Source organism: Streptomyces sp. NPDC102451 (genome assembly GCF_044765485.1).
In the GTDB taxonomy this organism is placed as follows: domain Bacteria; phylum Actinomycetota; class Actinomycetes; order Streptomycetales; family Streptomycetaceae; genus Streptomyces.
This window is the reverse complement of sequence record NZ_JBIWKD010000018.1, coordinates 1-14,631: the sequence shown is the minus strand read 5'-3', so window position 1 is coordinate 14,631 and position 14,631 is coordinate 1. Positions and strand designations below refer to the sequence as shown.

General features: G+C 70.7%; 15 protein-coding genes and 1 pseudogene. 6 read left to right on the top strand and 10 right to left on the bottom strand.

Translation table 11 applies throughout. The features are described from left to right. The first annotated feature begins 144 nt into the window (after window positions 1-144). Window positions 145-510 carry a WhiB family transcriptional regulator gene (locus tag ACIRD8_RS30310; RefSeq protein ID WP_099174696.1) on the top strand — a complete coding sequence of 122 codons (366 nt, stop codon included), beginning with the start codon at window positions 145-147 and terminating at the stop codon, window positions 508-510. Window positions 511-571: 61 nt separating this feature from the next. Here the strand turns inward: ACIRD8_RS30310 and glpX are convergent, their stop codons facing one another. Beyond that, window positions 572-1,603 carry a class II fructose-bisphosphatase gene (glpX, locus tag ACIRD8_RS30305; protein ID WP_403998477.1) on the bottom strand — a complete coding sequence of 344 codons (1,032 nt, stop codon included), beginning with the start codon at window positions 1,601-1,603 and terminating at the stop codon, window positions 572-574. A gap of 144 nt (window positions 1,604-1,747) precedes the next feature. Here glpX and ACIRD8_RS30300 point away from each other — a divergent pair, with 144 nt between their 5' ends. Further along, entirely contained in the window at window positions 1,748-2,302 is a 555-nt protein-coding gene (locus ACIRD8_RS30300) for a DUF4245 domain-containing protein (protein ID WP_403998474.1), read from the top strand. A 93-nt stretch (window positions 2,303-2,395) separates the two neighbouring features. On the opposite strand, the gene ACIRD8_RS30295 is transcribed toward ACIRD8_RS30300, so the two are convergent. From ACIRD8_RS30295 to ACIRD8_RS30280, 4 genes are all read right to left on the bottom strand, one after another. Continuing rightward, a complete protein-coding gene (locus tag ACIRD8_RS30295) occupies window positions 2,396-2,986 on the bottom strand; it encodes a malonic semialdehyde reductase (protein WP_403998471.1) in 591 nt (196 codons plus the stop codon). A 132-nt stretch (window positions 2,987-3,118) separates the two neighbouring features. Beyond that, a complete protein-coding gene (locus tag ACIRD8_RS30290; protein WP_403998468.1) occupies window positions 3,119-3,373 on the bottom strand; it encodes an exodeoxyribonuclease VII small subunit in 255 nt (84 codons plus the stop codon). A gap of 61 nt (window positions 3,374-3,434) precedes the next feature. Further along, entirely contained in the window at window positions 3,435-4,646 is a 1,212-nt protein-coding gene (xseA, locus tag ACIRD8_RS30285) for an exodeoxyribonuclease VII large subunit (protein WP_403998465.1), read from the bottom strand. Between the two features lie 30 nt (window positions 4,647-4,676). Continuing rightward, complete coding sequence (locus ACIRD8_RS30280) at window positions 4,677-6,020, bottom strand: APC family permease (RefSeq protein WP_403998782.1); 1,344 nt, start codon at window positions 6,018-6,020, stop codon at window positions 4,677-4,679. Between the two features lie 78 nt (window positions 6,021-6,098). Here ACIRD8_RS30280 and ACIRD8_RS30275 point away from each other — a divergent pair, with 78 nt between their 5' ends. Both ACIRD8_RS30275 and ppgK read left to right on the top strand, forming a co-directional pair. Then, window positions 6,099-7,088, top strand: coding sequence for a 4-hydroxy-3-methylbut-2-enyl diphosphate reductase (locus ACIRD8_RS30275; RefSeq protein ID WP_187281816.1), 990 nt, complete (start codon window positions 6,099-6,101; stop codon window positions 7,086-7,088). A 99-nt stretch (window positions 7,089-7,187) separates the two neighbouring features. Beyond that, the gene (ppgK, locus tag ACIRD8_RS30270; protein ID WP_403998462.1) at window positions 7,188-7,925 is read left to right on the top strand and encodes a polyphosphate--glucose phosphotransferase; all 738 of its coding nucleotides are present in this window, start codon (window positions 7,188-7,190) and stop codon (window positions 7,923-7,925) included. A 27-nt stretch (window positions 7,926-7,952) separates the two neighbouring features. Here ppgK and ACIRD8_RS30265 read toward each other — a convergent pair whose 3' ends face one another. Beyond that, window positions 7,953-8,576 (bottom strand): DUF6542 domain-containing protein, encoded by a 624-nt coding sequence (locus ACIRD8_RS30265; RefSeq protein WP_403998459.1) that lies wholly within the window; start codon window positions 8,574-8,576, stop codon window positions 7,953-7,955. Window positions 8,577-8,805: 229 nt separating this feature from the next. On the opposite strand from ACIRD8_RS30265, the gene ychF reads away from it, so the two are divergent. Then, on the top strand, window positions 8,806-9,894 hold the full coding sequence (ychF, locus tag ACIRD8_RS30260; RefSeq protein WP_403998456.1) for a redox-regulated ATPase YchF: 1,089 nt from the start codon (window positions 8,806-8,808) through the stop codon (window positions 9,892-9,894). Window positions 9,895-10,132: 238 nt separating this feature from the next. Here ychF and ACIRD8_RS30255 read toward each other — a convergent pair whose 3' ends face one another. From ACIRD8_RS30255 to ACIRD8_RS30240, 4 genes are all read right to left on the bottom strand, one after another. Continuing rightward, window positions 10,133-10,678: an HAD domain-containing protein gene (locus ACIRD8_RS30255; RefSeq protein ID WP_403998453.1), complete on the bottom strand. Its 546-nt coding sequence runs from the start codon at window positions 10,676-10,678 to the stop codon at window positions 10,133-10,135. Between the two features lie 15 nt (window positions 10,679-10,693). Continuing rightward, on the bottom strand, window positions 10,694-11,386 hold the full coding sequence (locus ACIRD8_RS30250) for an SAM-dependent methyltransferase (RefSeq protein ID WP_403998450.1): 693 nt from the start codon (window positions 11,384-11,386) through the stop codon (window positions 10,694-10,696). Then, window positions 11,387-12,298, bottom strand: coding sequence for an aminoglycoside phosphotransferase family protein (locus tag ACIRD8_RS30245; protein WP_403998447.1), 912 nt, complete (start codon window positions 12,296-12,298; stop codon window positions 11,387-11,389). Between the two features lie 79 nt (window positions 12,299-12,377). Then, a complete protein-coding gene (locus ACIRD8_RS30240) occupies window positions 12,378-13,127 on the bottom strand; it encodes a hypothetical protein (RefSeq protein WP_403998444.1) in 750 nt (249 codons plus the stop codon). 202 nt (window positions 13,128-13,329) lie between these two features. Here ACIRD8_RS30240 and ACIRD8_RS30235 point away from each other — a divergent pair. Beyond that, a pseudogene (locus ACIRD8_RS30235) lies at window positions 13,330-14,541 on the top strand (tetratricopeptide repeat protein); the annotation flags it as partial. Window positions 14,542-14,631: the final 90 nt, after the last annotated feature.

Sequence of the window (14,631 nt, the reverse complement as noted above, 5' to 3'; positions counted from 1 at the left end):
GGCGAATTCAGGCCAACGGGCGACACGGTGGCGCGGCGGGGGCCGGACGGCGGCGCCACTCAGTGCATAGGCGTGCGTACAGCGGGTAGGGAGTGCTGCATCGCCTCTCGCTCACGAAGCCGAAGCCGTCGTCAGGAGTGGACCGTGCTGCACATGCCGCATCAGCCCCTGCAGGTCGCCGCCGTTCCGTCCCAGCGCACACCCGCGCGGGAGGACCAGGCGGGGCCCTGGCACTCGGAGGCGGTGTGCCGCCGGGACGAAGCCGGGCTGTTCTTCGCCCCGTCGAAGGAGCCGACTGCTGCCCGGCTGTCCCGTGAGCAGGCCGCGAAACAGGTCTGCGCGGGATGTCCGGTGATGGTGGAGTGCCGGGAGCACGCGCTCGTGCAGCCCGAGCCCTACGGGGTGTGGGGCGGCCTCACCGCCGCCGAGCGCCGTGTGGTGCTCGCCCGGCGCCGCAGGCGGGACGTGGAGCTCAAGGCCGCGGCGCCGACAGGCCGGATAGCCGGCTGAGACCGTACGTGGATGTGGGGGACGCCCGGCCGGGCGTCCCCCACATCCATGCGCTCCTGGGCTACTTGGCGCGGTCGAAGTCGATCGCGCTGTAGGCGCGCAGCTTCGACAGCCGGTGGGTCGAGGAGATCGTCCGGATCGTGCCGGACTTGGACCGCATCACGATCGACTCGGTGGTCGCCGTCTCCGCGCGGTACCGCACACCGCGCATCAGCTCACCGTCGGTGATCCCCGTCGCCACGAAGAACACGTTGTCGCCGCTGACCAGGTCGTCGGTCGACAGCACCCGGTCCAGGTCGTGGCCCGCGTCCAGCGCCTTCTGCCGCTCCGCCTCGTCCTTGGGCCAGAGCTTGCCCTGGATGACACCGCCGAGGCACTTTATGGCGCACGCCGAGATGATGCCCTCGGGGGTGCCTCCGATGCCCATCAGCAGGTCGACGCCGGTGCCCTCCCGGGCGGCCATGATGGAGCCCGCCACGTCGCCGTCGGAGATGAACTTGATCCGGGCGCCGGTCTCGCGGATCTCCTTGACGATGCCGTCGTGCCGGGGGCGGTCCAGGACGACGACGGTGACGTCCTCGGGCGCGGAGTTCTTCGCCCGTGCGACGCGCCGGATGTTCACCGCCACGGGCGCGTTGATGTCGACGAAGTCCGCCGCCTCCGGCCCTGTGACCAGCTTGTCCATGTAGAAGACCGCGGACGGGTCGAACATCGCGCCGCGGTCCGCGGCGGCCAGGACGGCGATCGCGTTCGGCATGCCCTTGGCGTTGAGCGTGGTGCCGTCGATCGGGTCGACGGCGATGTCGACCTCGGCTCCGGTGCCGTCGCCGACGCGTTCGCCGTTGAACAGCATGGGGGCTTCGTCCTTCTCGCCCTCACCGATGACGACGATGCCGTTCATCGACACGGTGGAGACGAGGGTGCGCATGGCTTTCACGGCGGCGCCGTCGGCGCCGATCTTGTCGCCGCGGCCGACCCAGCGCCCGGCGGCCATGGCGGCGGCCTCGGTGACCCGCACCAACTCCAGGGCCAGGTTGCGGTCGGGGGCCTCCGGGGAGACCTCGAGCTGGGACGGCAGATGATGCTCGGACATCGGAGCGCACCTTTCTGTACGACGACGACCGGAAAAGAGGGTGCTGTGACTCTATCGGTAGGTCGATAAAATGAGCAGGGCGGGTCACTTATGAGCGGGTGCCCGCTGGCCGGGCGCCCGGCGGCTCATGCCACCATTGAGTCCGTGGCAAGCAAGCGAGGCAAGCAGACCGTCCGGGACATGATCCTGTCGATGCTCGTGATCACCGCAGTGGCGGGCGTCGTCTACATCTTCATTCCGCACGACGACAAGGCCGACCCGATCAAGGCGGTCGACTACCGGGTCGAGCTCGCGACGGCCCGACGCGCCGCGCCGTACCCGGTGGCGGCCCCGGCCGGGCTGCCGGAGGGCTGGAAGCCGACCTCCGTCTCGTACGAGGGACAGAACGGCTCGGGCTGGCACCTCGGCTTCCTCGACCCGGACGACAAGTACGTGGCCGTGGAGCAGTCGACGACCCCGGCGAAGAAGTACATCCCCGCGGTCAGCCAGGACGCCGAGAACACCGGCCGCACGCGCGATGTCTCGGGCCGGGCCTGGGAGGTCTGGAAGGGGCCGAAGTACGACGCGCTGGTGCTGCATGCCGAGGGCGTGACGACGGTGGTCACCGGCTCCGCCCCCGCCGACCGGCTGGCGGAGATGGCCGCCGCGCTGAAGACGGCCTCCGCCGACGACGCCTCCGCCTCTCCCGCCGCTTCCTGACGGGCCGCACGCGACCACGCGAGAGCCCCGCGACGCTCGGCGTTGCGGGGCTCTGTGCTGTCCGGGGGCTCTCGTGCCGTCCCGGGCAGGGGCTCAGACGGTCGTGACGACCTCGTCGTAGGAGAGGCGCGGCAGACGCGGGAACCAGGCGTCCTCGCCCGGCTTGCCGATGTTGACGGCCATGAGGAGCTTGTGGTCGCCGTCCAGGAACTCCTTCTCGATGCCCGCGGCGTCGAAGCCGGTCATCGGGCCGGCGGCCAGACCGGCGGCGCGGACGCCGATGATGAAGTAGGCGGCCTGCAGCGCGGCGTTCAGCGCGGCCGACTGCTCGCGGACCGGGCGCTCGGAGAAGAACGCGTCCTTGGCCTGCGGGAAGTGCGGCATGAGCGCCGGGAGTTCCTCGTGGAACTCGTGGTCCGCGACGAGGAGCGCGACCAGCGGGGCGGCGGTGGTCTTCGGCCGGTTGCCCTCGGCCATGTGCTTCACGAGACGCTCGCGACCCTCCGGCGTACGCACCAGGATGACGCGCAGAGGCGACTGGTTGAAGGCCGTGGGGCCGTACTTGACCAGGTCGTAGATCGCCTGGACCTGCTCGTCGGTCACCGGCTCGTCGGTGAACGTGTTGGCAGTGCGGGCCTCGCGGAAGAGGAGGTCCTGGGCGGCGGGGTCAAGAACGAGGGACATCTGGAGCGTTACCTTCCGGACGGTGCGGGTCAAGCGATGCGATCACCGTAACCGAGGAATAGATTAAACTTCAACTAAATCTGCTCCGGAGTGATCCACCGCACAAGCCCCCGCGAAACGCCCGGGCCGCCCCTACTCCGAGGTGCCGCCGGGCTCCGAGGCCTCCTCGGGGCGCGCCAGCGCCGCGTCCAGCCGGGCCCGGGCGCCCTCCAGCCAGCGCCGGCACACCTTCGCCAGCTCCTCGCCGCGCTCCCACAGGGCCAGCGACTCCTCCAGCGTCGTGCCGCCCGCCTCCAGGCGGCGTACGACCTCGATCAGCTCGTCCCGCGCCTGCTCGTACCCGAGCGTGCCCGTCGCGGCAGCCGTCGTCGTCCCGTCGTCCGTCATGCCGACCACCCTATGCGCGGCCTCCGACAAACCCGGCCCCTCACGAGCTCGCCCGGGGCCGTCACTCCGCGACCCGTACGGTGAACTCGCCCTCGGAGACCCGCGCCCGCAGCTCCTCGCCCGGCGCCCCGGCGTCCGCGGGGGAGCGCACCACATGGCCGTCCGGCCGCTGGAGCACCGCGTAACCCCGCTCCAGCGTCGCCGCGGGCGACAGCGCCACCACCCGGGCCCGGGTGTGCGCGAGCTCCGAGTCGGCCCGGTCCAGCAGATGCCCGAGCACCCTGCGGCTCCGCCCCACCAGCGCGTCGACCTCCGCCTCCCGCTCGTCCACCATCCGCTGCGGCCGCTCCATGGAGGACCTGCCCAGCGCGTGGGCCAGCCCCCGCTCCTCCCGGTCGATCAGCCCCCGCACGGTCCGCAGCGCGCGGTCCCTGAGCTGCTGGACGCGGTCGAGCTCCTCGCCCACGTCCGGCACGACCTTCTTCGCCGCGTCCGTCGGCGTCGACGCCCTGAAGTCGGCCACCAGGTCGAGCAGGGGGGAGTCCGGTTCGTGCCCGATGGCGGAGACCACCGGCGTACGGCACGCGGCCACCGCCCTGATCAGCGCCTCGTCGGAGAACGGCAGCAGGTCCTCGACACTGCCGCCGCCCCGGGCGACGACGATCACGTCGACCTCCGGCAGCCCGTCCAGCTCCTGGACCGCCTGCACCACCTGGTTCACGGCGTGGACCCCCTGCACCGCGGTGTTGCGCACCTCGAAGCGCACCGCCGGCCAGCGCCGCCTGGCGTTCTCCAGGACGTCACGCTCCGCCGCCGACGCCCGCCCCGAGACCAGGCCGATCAGCTGCGGCAGGAAGGGGAGCGGCTTCTTGCGGTCCAGGGCGAAGAGCCCCTCGGCGGCCAGCGACTTCTTCAGCTGCTCCAGCCGCACCAGCAGCTCGCCGATGCCCACCGGCCGTATCTCCGTGGCCCGCAGGGACAGCTGGCCGCGCGGGGCGTACCACTCGGGCTTGGCGAGGACGACCACCCGGGCGCCCTCCGTCACCACATCCGCGATCCGGTCGAAGACCTGCCGGAAGCAGGTCACGCTCACCGAGATGTCGTGGGACGGGTCGCGCAGCGTCAGGAACACCACCCCGGCGCCGGGCCGGCGCGAGAGCTGGGTGATCTGCCCCTCGACCCAGACCGCGCCGAGCCGGTCGATCCACCCGCCGATCAGCCGCGACACGTCGCCGACGGGCAGCGGGGCTTCCGGGGACGTAGTGAGAGCCATACGGGCGAGCGTATCGGCCGGTAAGGACAATCAGGCCGCCCGCCGCCCCCACTGCACCGCGAGCACCACCAGCCCGATGCCCAGCCAGCACACACCCACCAGCTGGGCGCTCGTCGTCGCCTCCAGGATCACCGCGACCAGGACGGCGGCGCCCACCACCGGCACCACGATGTGGCGCAACCAGCTCGGCGGCCCCTCCATCCGGCGTACGGCGAACCAGCCGACCACCGACGCGTGCAGCAGCACGAACGCGGTGAGCGCGCCCACGTTCACGATCGACACCAGATGGTCGAGGCCGTCGTCGCGCCGGGCCGCCCACACCGCCGCCACCAGCGTCACGACCGCGGCGCACGCGATCGCGACACGCGGCACCCCGGACCGGCTGTCGACCCGGGACAGGAACGACGGCAGCCGCCCCTCCCGGCCCATCGCGAACACCAGCCTGCCCGCCGCCGCCTGCCCGGCCAGCGCCGCGAAGGCCGCGCCGATCGCCTTGCTGACGGCCACCAGATCGTGCAGCCACGTCCCGACCGAGGCGTCCACCGCGTCGTAGAACGCCGACCCCTGCTTCACCGGGTCCGCGGCCAGCTCCGCCGAACTCACCGGCTCCAGCAGCGCCGCCAGATACGACTGGACCACGAACAGGGCCCCGGCGAGCACCAGGCAGAACAGCACCGCACGCGCCACCTTCGCCGAACCCCCCGTCACCTCCTCCGCGAACGAGGCGATCGCGTCGAAGCCCAGATAGGAGAGCACCGCGACGGACACCGCCCCCAGCACCGCGGTCATCGAGAACCCGGTGTCCCCGGTGAGCGGCGTCAGCCAGCCACGCTCCGCCCCGTCCCGGGCCAGCACCACCACCGCCGACACCACGAACACCAGCAGCACCACGATCTCCATGGCGAGCACCGCGAAGCCCACCCGGGCAGCCGCCCGTACGCCCCAGAGGTTGAGCAGGGTCGTCACGACGACCGCGATCGCCGTCCACACCCACCGCGACACCTCGGGGACCAGCGCGTTCATCGCGATCCCGGAGAAGAGGTACGCGACGGCGGGGATGAGCAGGTAGTCGAGCATCGCCATCCAGCCGGCGATGAACCCGGGGCCCTCCCCGAGCCCCTTACGGGCGTACGCGAAGACCGATCCGGCGAACGGGGCCACGCGCACCATCTGGGCGTAGCTGAACGCGGTGAAGGCCATCACCACCGTCGCCACCAGGTACACCAGCGCCACGGCCCCGTCGGACTTGGCGTCCAGCGTGCCGAAGACCCCGACCGGGGCCATCGGCGCGATGAACAGCAGTCCGTAGACCACCAGGTCCCGGAACCCGAGTGTGCGCCGCAGCTTCCCCTTCTCCGTACTGCTCCCCGCCATGAAGCCTCCGTCGCTGGTCCGCGTACGCATCAGTCTCACCACCACACCGTCCCGGCGCCTGTTCGATACGGCCTTACGATGGGACGCATGACTGCAACGCCTGCCCGCCGTGTCCTGCTCGCCGCACCCCGTGGCTACTGCGCGGGTGTGGACCGCGCCGTGATCGCCGTCGAGAAAGCCCTGGAGCAGTACGGTGCCCCGGTCTACGTCCGTCACGAGATCGTGCACAACAAGTACGTCGTGCAGACGCTCGAGAAGAAGGGCGCGATCTTCGTCGACGTGACCGCGGAGGTGCCCGAGGGCTCCATCGTGATGTTCTCCGCGCACGGGGTCGCCCCGACCGTCCACGCGGAGGCCGCCGAGCGCAAGCTCGCCACGATCGACGCGACCTGCCCGCTGGTCACCAAGGTCCACAAGGAAGCCGTCCGCTACGCCAAGGAGGACTACGACATCCTCCTGATCGGCCACGAGGGCCACGAGGAGGTCATCGGCACGAGCGGCGAGGCGCCCGACCACATCACGCTGGTCGACGGCCCGGAGGACGTCGCCAACGTCGAGGTGCGCGACGAGTCGAAGGTCGTCTGGCTCTCCCAGACCACGCTCTCCGTCGACGAGACGATGGAGACCGTCGGCGCGCTCAAGAACAAGTTCCCGAACCTCCTCTCCCCGCCGAGCGACGACATCTGCTACGCCACGCAGAACCGCCAGATCGCGGTGAAGAAGCTGGCCGAGGACGCCGAGCTGGTCATCGTCGTCGGCTCGAAGAACTCCTCCAACTCGATCCGCATGGTCGAGGTCGCCCTGGACGCCGGCGCGCCCGCCGCCCACCTGGTGGACTTCGCCGACGAGATCGACGAGGCCTGGCTGGAGGGCGTCACCACGGTCGGCCTCACCTCCGGCGCGTCGGTGCCCGACGTCCTGGTCGACGGGGTGCTGGAGTGGCTCGGCGAGCGGGGTTACGCCGACGTGGAGACGGTGAAGACGGCCGACGAGTCGATCACCTTCTCACTGCCCAAGGAGCTCCGGCGCGACCTGCGCGCCGAGGCGGCCGCGCTCGCCGCGGAGTAGCGCCGGAGCGCCCGGCTCCCCGTCGGGCGCCCCCTGGCACGTCCGCCGGATCGCCCTTCCGGGGAGTGATCCCCGCCACCTGCCCGTACCGTGGATCACATGGAGATCTTCGGTGTGGACATCGGCGGTTCGGGCATCAAGGGTGCGCCCGTGGACCTGGACCGCGGAGAGCTGGCGCAGGAGCGCCACAAGGTACTGACACCCCACCCGGCCACGCCCACGAGCGTGGCCGACGGTGTGGCCGAGGTCGTCGGCCATTTCGACTGGCAGGGCCCGGTCGGCATCACGTTCCCCGGAGTCGTCACGGGCGGTATCACCAGGACCGCGGCCAACGTGGACAAGGGCTGGATCGACACCGACGCCCGGGCGCTGCTCAGCGACCGGATCGGGCAGCCCGTCAGGATCCTCAACGACGCCGACGCCGCCGGGGTCGCCGAGATGACCTTCGGCGCGGGCCGCGACCGCAAGGGCACGGTGATCATGCTGACCCTCGGTACGGGCATCGGCAGCGCCGTCTTCACCGACGGGCAGCTGGTCCCCAACACCGAGCTCGGCCACCTGGAGCTGCACGGCCACGACGCGGAGAAGCGCGCCTCCACGAAGGCCAAGGAGGACGAGGACCTGAGCTGGCAGCACTGGGCGCACCGGGTGCAGAAGTACCTGGTCCACGTGGAGATGCTGTTCTCGCCGGAGCTCTTCATCATCGGCGGGGGCGTCAGCCGTAAGGCGGAGAAGTTCCTGCCGCTCATCGAACACGTACGGGCCGAGATGGTCCCGGCCCAGCTGCAGAACAACGCGGGCATCGTGGGCGCCGCCATGGCGGCCGCCGGCAAGTAGTCCCCGCGCGGTTCCTATGTGCGGTTCCTACGTGCGGGGGCGGCGGGCGGCGCGGCCGGCCCTGAGCAGGTGCCGCTGCCGCTCCCGCATCTGCCGGATCTTCCGTACGGAGGCGATGAGACCCGCGACGAGCGTGCCGCCGTACAGCCAGCCGGCATGGACGGCGAGCGCGGTCACCACGGCCATCGCCTGCCCGCCGAAGCCGCCCGAGCCCCCGGCGACCGGGATCACGCCGACCGCGAAGGCGATGGGCACGATGATCGGGGCGGTCACCAGGTCGGCGGGCCGCACCCAGAGGGCGGTCAGGGCGCTGACGGGCAGGAACAGCAGCCCGTACACGATGTCCGAACCGCCGAACAGCAACTGGTCCACGCAGGCCAGCAGGAACATGGTCAGGGCCGCGAAGAGCCCGGCGCCGATGCCGGTCAGCCGCGGGTTGGGGAATCTGCGCAGCGCCAGGACCACGGGCGGAACGCCGCCGGGGCGGGAACCCCGCGCCGCCGGCCCCGGGCCCGTCGTCGGCGCAGGGGCGACCGCGACCGTCACCGGATAGCCGGCCGCGGCCGTGACCTCGCCGAGGCCGCCGGGCGGGGCGGGCTGAACCTGCGGGGACTGCGCGCGCTGCGGGGTACGTGTCCTGTGCTGCTCCACCCCGACAACCTAGGTCGCCGGGTGCACTCTTTCGGGCGTTGGACACGCGCTTTGGGTGACCTTGGCGTTGCGTTCGACCACACACGGCCGAAACCGCACCGTTCGGCCCTCGGCCGGCCCCCTCCTCCGCACCCGTGACGGGACGCCCGGCCCCGCCCGTAAACTGGAGAATCGGTCCACTCCCGGCCCGCCCGCACAGCCCCTCTCCTCACTTCAGGAAGTCGCCAAAGTGTCGCTCACGATCGGAATCGTCGGCCTGCCGAATGTCGGCAAGTCGACCCTGTTCAACGCCCTGACCAAGAACGACGTGCTGGCGGCCAACTACCCGTTCGCCACCATCGAGCCGAACGTCGGCGTCGTGGGCGTCCCCGACCCCCGCCTGCACACGCTCGCCGAGATCTTCAGCTCGCAGAAGCTGCTCCCCGCCACCGTCGACTTCGTCGACATCGCGGGCATCGTGCGGGGCGCGAGCGAGGGCGAGGGCCTGGGCAACAAGTTCCTGGCGAACATCCGCGAGTCCGACGCGATCTGCCAGGTCATCCGCGCCTTCAAGGACGAGAACGTCGTCCACGTCGACGGCAAGGTCTCGCCCAAGGACGACATCGAGACGATCAACACCGAGCTGATCCTGGCCGACCTCCAGTCCGTCGAGAAGGCCGTCCCGCGCCTGACGAAGGAGTCCCGCCTCCAGAAGGAGAAGGTCGCGGTCCTCGCCGCCGTCGAGGAGGCCCAGAAGATCCTCGAGGCGGGCGACACGCTCTTCTCCCAGGGCATCACGGCCGGCACCGAGAAGGGCCGCCTGCTCCACGAGCTGCACCTGCTGACGACGAAGCCCTTCCTGTACGTCTTCAACGTCGACGAGGACGAGCTGGTCGACGAGGACTTCAAGAACGAGCAGCGCGCCCTGGTCGCCCCGGCCGAGGCCATCTTCCTGAACGCCAAGATCGAGTCCGAGCTCATCGAGCTCGACGACGACGAGGCCCTCGAACTGCTCCAGTCGATGGGCCAGGAAGAGCCCGGCCTGGCCACCCTCGGCCGCGTCGGCTTCGACACCCTGGGCCTCCAGACCTACCTGACGGCAGGCCCGAAGGAAGCCCGCGCCTGGACGATCAAGAAGGGCGCCACGGCCCCGGAGGCGGCCGGTGTGATCCACACCGACTTCCAGAAGGGCTTCATCAAGGCGGAGATCGTCTCCTTCGAGGACCTGGTCGAGACGGGCTCGGTCGCCGAGGCCCGCGCCAAGGGCAAGGCGCGCATGGAGGGCAAGGACTACGTGATGCAGGACGGGGACGTGGTGGAGTTCCGCTTCAACGTCTAATACGTTCGGCGAAAGGCCGTCTGACCTGCGGCGGAGTGGGTTGGGCGGCCTTTGCGGTCCGCACGGAGTCCGCAGCGTTCCGACTGCGCCAGAGGGTAGGACGAGTCCGCAGTTGAACAGAGCGGCTCGCCGCCAACGACGGCAGCCAAGAGTTCGCCGGGCCGGACGGTATTGGCCTGCGACCAGGTCCGCACCGTATGGAGCGCGGCGGCGCCGACTGCGGCGAGGGCATCAGCCGTCAGATGGCGCGGGCTGTGGGTAACTGCGAGACCCACTTCGTCACCTCGGTCAGATGCTCGGGCTGCAGCCCGCGATGTGGGTCGGGCTGCACGAGGAGGGTCGGCGCTCCCCCGGCGGTGCGCTCCGCTGCCCATGCGTGGTCGAGGCTGGTGAAGTCGTCGTCGATCCAGACGGCTGGGGCGTCTGCCAGCCAGACGTCGACGTGGTCGCGTTTCCAGAGGTAGCCGTCGGGGTGGCTGGTGGTGATCTGGAGGCGAGGCAGGTCGAGGTAGGGGAAGTCGGGCAGCCCCAGGAGGGGGCCGATGATCGTGGTGGCGTCCTTGCGCCAGCTCGTGCACCACACGGGGGTGAAGAGTCCGCTGGTCGTGAGGCCGGTGAGGATGCTGCCCTGACTCGGGTCGAGCCAGATGGGCACAGGGTCGTTGGGGTGTCGGCCGGTGGGCAGGACGGTGTGACGGACGTGGGTGGGCGGGGTGCTGCCGTCGGCGGCCGGGAACGGGATGAGGACGCCGTCGATGTCGAGAAGCAGATAGGGCAGGGGCATCGTTGCCTCCGGTGGTCAGCGTTTGCGGGCGGTGATCAAGAGGGTGGTGGCCCACGGGTCGCGGCGCGGGTGCCGCAGCTCCACCGTCGAGGTGACGCGCAGGCCCGCCCGGGAGAGGTGGGCTCCCCAGCGGCGGGCGTCGAACTCCCATCGAGCGAGGGGCAGTCGGGTGCGGTCGGGCATGGTGACGTAGTCCTCGCGCGGACGGTCGTCCGTCGATGGATGTCTTCCGGCCCGTGCCGGGTGAGGAACGGAGAAAGCCAGGACACCACCCGGCTTCAGACGTCGGGAAACGGCGGCGAGGAGGAGCTCGGGGGCGACGAGGCCGACAGCGCCGAATACGGAGTAGATCGCGTCGAAGGCCCGGCCGGTGGCCTTCAGGTGGTGCAGTGCGTGCCCGGCAGCGAACGTGACACCGTCGATGTGGCCGTAGTGGGAGCGGGCGCGGCGTACCTGGAGGCCGACCAGGTCCACGCCGGTGGCGCGGGCCTGGTGGTGTTTCGCGATGTGGGCCACGTTGTGGCCGGGGCCGCAGCCCAGCTCCAGGACGCGTTTACCGCACAGGTCCCGTCCCAGGATTTCGGCGCCGGGACCGATGCCCGCGTGGGTACTCCATTCCATCCGGGCCGGTGCGGTGAGGGTGTGCGCGGGAGCAGCGGCCGTGCGCTGGGCTGCGTGGGCGTACCAGGGGGAGATCTGGGCGAGCACTTAGACCTCCAGGAGTTGGACCACGTCGTTCAGGTGGCGGCGGACGACGGGGATGTACGCGGGGTCCTTGGCCGGGTCGTCGATCCAGCGGATGGCCTGCTCCATGAACCACTCCACGGCCCACATGCGGTGCCAGCCCAGGGCCCATGCCTCTGCGGTCAGGCCGCCCCGGGCGGCGAGGGCGTCCGCGTGACCGCCTGCGGTGACGTACTGCTCCAGGAACGCCCGCATGCGGAAGGGGCTCGGCACGTCGGTGGTGCCGTGGTACGAGGCGAGGTCGATCAGGCCGGGTCCGGTGAAGGCGCGGGCGAAGTCGAGGAGGTGCCAGCCGTGTTCTCCGATGTGGACGCTCGTGGGGTGGAACTCGGAGTGGACCCAGCCGAACGGGTCGAGCGTCGCCCCCTGGACACGGGTCTCGGCTGCGGCGGAGATCTTCCCCAGCGCGGTCTCGATGTCGTCGCAGTCCGCCCAGCGGTCGCTCTTCCGCAGCTGCTGGAGGTGATCGAGGGCTCGACCGGGCAGAGCCGCGAGGCCCGCCCCGTCGAGGAGGGGCAGACCACCCGCAGGGCGGGCGGCATGGAGCATGACGGCGGCGGCGACGCCGTCGAGGTCGTCGGCGTCCCGTACGGGAGTGCCGAGGTCGTCCATGAGCATCCCGAGCCACTTGTCCTGCATGGCGGTGGCGTGGAGGGCGGGGACCGGGAGCCCGCGCTGGTATGCCGCCCGCAGGGCCTGGGCCTCGCGGTCGAAGGGCTCCTTGGCGTACTTGAAGACGGCTGTGGTGCCGTCGGGGAAGGTGACGCGTTCGACGCCGGACATGCCCCAGACGCGAATCTCGGCACGGTTGGGGAGGGGCTTGCCGACGAGGGTGCACAGGTCGTCTAGCAGGGTGGCGGACAGGCTCTGGTCCATGGGGGTCTCCAGGGGACTGGTGGGCTCCGGGGCGGGCGCGCGCGAGCTGGCCCCCCCCGGAGCCGTACTGGGGTGGGAGCTACTCGGCTGCGGTCACGCGGTGGGCGTAGACCTGCTCGATCCAGCCCGCCTTGAACTCGGCCAGGTCGTCACGGAAATTGGCCATCGAGGCACCGTAGGGCGCGACGACGCCGCCGGACTGGTCCGGCACGGACTGGCAGCCGTGCACGAGCCGGCCGCCGAGCGCGGCGTGGGCTTTGATGGACTCGATCCGGCGGTGCTCGTTGAACCAGCCGCCGTGGTAGACCTCGTCCAGCATTCCGCCCGTCGCGTCGTCCAGGTCGAAGACGACGGAAGCGGCGGCGGGGAAGAACCAGCACGGACCGACGTTGGAGATGTGCCCGTCCAGCTCGACCTTGTTGAGCGCCATCAGCGTGGCCGCCTCACGCAGCATGCGCAGGTGGTCGGCAGTGATCTGCGGGAGGCGGAGGCCGGCCAGGTGCTCCTCACGGAAGAGGTACGAGTACACCGCGTACGCCGTTGCCAGCACGCGGGCCGCGTCGGAGGTGGACTCGCCGTGGTTCTTGATGAAGTCGAGCGCGAGCTGCTCGACCGCGCTCTCGGTGGTCTCGTCCACGTCCAGGAGCTGAGTCTTGACCAGCTCCCAGTCGGCGACGAGCCAGGTGTTGGACTCGAAGCGGAAGAAGTACTCGACCGGGTCGATGGTGATGCTCCGGCCGTCCACGTGGATGCCGGGCAGGCGGTTCCAGCGCGGGTCGAAGGCGTCGGGCAGCTCGACCGTGATGGTCGCGGTGTCGATGGTGGTCACCGTATCTCCGTCTCTGATCGTCCGGGCCGGGGCACAGGAATGCCCGAGCCCGGTGGGGCGTACGGAACTTGGGGGCCGCCCGGCCCGCGATGCCGTGAGTGGGGCGGCTGTCGATAAGTGAACCGTCCGCTACGCAGAGTGGGTACGGTGTGAGCGAGGCCAAGCGGTATACACGGTTTACGGATCCGGAGCGGAGGCGATCGTGCCAGCATCGACCAGCGCCAACTCCCGCCTGCGCGACACGATCAACGCCGCCGGGTGCACGTACGACGCACTCGCCAAGGACGTACGGCGCATCGCCGCCGAGAACGGCGAACTGCTCCAGACCAACAAGTCGGCCATCTCCCACTGGGTGGGCGGTGCCCGCACGCCGTCCGGCCAGGCAGGCCAGTACCTCGCCGAAGCCCTCTCCCGGCGGCTGGGCCGCGTCGTCACCCGAACCGAGCTCGGCCTCCACTCACCCGACACGGAGTCGCCCCCGGACACCGACCCCGTCACCGCGGTCACCGACCTCGGCCGCGCGGACGTCGAGCGCCGCCGCTTCCTCGCCATCGCCGCCTTCACCACGGCCGGCGTGGCCATGCCGCTCCTGCACGACCACGAATCCACCTCGCGGATGCTCCGCGCCCGCACCGCCCGCTCCCTCGTCGGCAGCGACGACATCGACGTCGTACGACAGATCACGGCAGCCTTCAGCGCCGCCGACGAACGGCTCGGCGGCGGGCACGGCCTGACCACGGTCACCGCGTACCTCGCCGACACGGCAGCCCCCATGCTGCGCGGCCGCTTCCCCGCAGAAGTCTTACGCCAGGCCGCCTTCGGCGCCGTCGCCGAACTCGCCTACCTCGCAGGGTGGAAGCACCACGACCTTGGACACGAAGGCGCTGCCCAGCGCTACTACCAGGTCGGCTATCAGCTCGCCTGCGAAGCCGACCCTCACGGCCATGCCGCCTGGATGATGCGCGCCCTCGCCCACCAGTCCCTCAGCCTCAAGCAACCCCACCACTGCGTGGATCTCGTTAAGGGAGCCCTCACCCGCGGCCTCGGCCACGTGGACGGCCAGACGGAAGCGCTCCTCCACATCACGCACGCCCGCGCTTATGCAGCGGTCGGCGAGAACTCATTGGCCGCTCGTGCTCTCCTCGCCGCCGAAGACGCCCTCCTGCGCGAGGACGGACCCCAGCCCAGCTTCTCCCGCGTCAGCGGCCCCGCCGCCGGCACCGTGGCCAGCCACACCGCACGCACGCTGACCGACCTCGCCGACCATATCGGCACGGAACAGCAGCACCGCGACGCGCTCACCCGCTGGGACCCGGAGAAGTACAAGCGAGTCCACGCCCTCACCCACGCCGACCTGGGCGACAGCCTCGCCTCCCAGGCCCGAGCCGACGAAGCGGTCGCGGCCTGGACTCAGAAGCCGTATCTCAACCGATGATGGAACGTGTGAGTCGAACGGGTTTCCCGCTGGGGTGATCTTCCGGCGGTAGGTGCATGAAGGCAGGGC

Excerpts from the sequence above, each read along its gene's own strand:
- ACIRD8_RS30255 (WP_403998453.1), bottom strand. The coding sequence starts at position 10,678 with ATGCCCCTGCCCTATCTGCTTCTCGACATCGACGGCGTCCTCATCCCG.
- ppgK (WP_403998462.1), top strand. The coding sequence starts at position 7,188 with ATGGAGATCTTCGGTGTGGACATCGGCGGTTCGGGCATCAAGGGTGCG.
- ACIRD8_RS30295 (WP_403998471.1), bottom strand. The coding sequence starts at position 2,986 with ATGTCCCTCGTTCTTGACCCCGCCGCCCAGGACCTCCTCTTCCGCGAG.
- glpX (WP_403998477.1), bottom strand. The coding sequence starts at position 1,603 with ATGTCCGAGCATCATCTGCCGTCCCAGCTCGAGGTCTCCCCGGAGGCC.
- xseA (WP_403998465.1), bottom strand. The coding sequence starts at position 4,646 with ATGGCTCTCACTACGTCCCCGGAAGCCCCGCTGCCCGTCGGCGACGTG.
- ACIRD8_RS30280 (WP_403998782.1), bottom strand. The coding sequence starts at position 6,020 with ATGGCGGGGAGCAGTACGGAGAAGGGGAAGCTGCGGCGCACACTCGGG.
- ACIRD8_RS30245 (WP_403998447.1), bottom strand. The coding sequence starts at position 12,298 with ATGGACCAGAGCCTGTCCGCCACCCTGCTAGACGACCTGTGCACCCTC.
- ACIRD8_RS30275 (WP_187281816.1), top strand. The coding sequence starts at position 6,099 with ATGGGACGCATGACTGCAACGCCTGCCCGCCGTGTCCTGCTCGCCGCA.
- ACIRD8_RS30290 (WP_403998468.1), bottom strand. The coding sequence starts at position 3,373 with ATGACGGACGACGGGACGACGACGGCTGCCGCGACGGGCACGCTCGGG.